The 861-nt window shown below is 61.1% G+C and carries 1 pseudogene; it reads left to right on the top strand.

Going from position 1 to position 861, the window contains the following annotated elements:
• Nucleotides 1-861: pseudogene (locus tag PDO_RS28400) on the top strand (hypothetical protein); the annotation flags it as partial.

Below are 861 nucleotides of genomic sequence, written 5' to 3'. Positions count from 1 at the left end.
ATCGGCGCCAGGGCGACATTCGAGCTAATCGAGCAGGATGGCCAGAGCACGATCGAGAAATTCGTGCTTGATGGCGATGGCTTCGGGGCGAGCGGCGAGTTGTCCATCGGACCGAAAGGTCTGGTCGCTGCCAATTTCAGCAAGGTGAGGCTGGCGCCGGACGACAATCTGTCCATTGCAATCCGTCAGGCCAAGGGCGCATACAACGTTTCTGTCTCAGGGGCTTCATTCGATGCACGGTCGCTGATTTCCAAACTCAAGGCGCCTGCGACGGCCGGCAAAGGAAAAGGCGATGATGTGACGCTGCGGATCGACGGTAAGATCGATCGCGTCATCGGCTTCGGCGGCGAGGCGCTGTCGGGCGCTTCGGTGATCTACAGTGCGCGTCAGGGCAAGACGACGGCGCTGGATTTCTCTGCCGTAACCAGTAGCGGCCAGGCGGTGGTCGCCAAACTTCGTCGGCCGGACGGCTTCAGCGAAGTCTCGGTAACCAGCAGCGATGCCGGCGCGCTTGTGCGTTTCATCGATCTCTACAAGCGGCTGGTGGGTGGCCTGGTAAACCTGAAGCTGAATGAAACACCGGGCGGGGCATGGGCCGGCAATCTCGATCTGCGCAGCTTTCAGGTCGACAACGAAGAGCGGCTGCAGTCGATCGTGTCGACACCGACCGGTAGCGATGGGCGCAGTCTCAACAGTGCGGTGAAGCGCGATATCGATGTCAGCTCAGCCCGGTTCCAGCGGGCGTTTGCGCGGCTTTACTACAATGCCGGCACGCTCAGCGTCGAGAACGGCATTGTTAGGGGCGACCAGATCGGTGCGACATTCCAGGGCATCGTGCGCGACAGCAGCGGTCGGATCGAT

Source organism: Rhizobium sp. PDO1-076 (assembly GCF_000247475.1).
In the GTDB taxonomy this organism is placed as follows: Bacteria; Pseudomonadota; Alphaproteobacteria; order Rhizobiales; family Rhizobiaceae; genus Allorhizobium.
The sequence above is the reverse complement of the archived record's forward strand: the minus strand, read 5'-3'. Positions and strand labels throughout refer to the sequence as shown.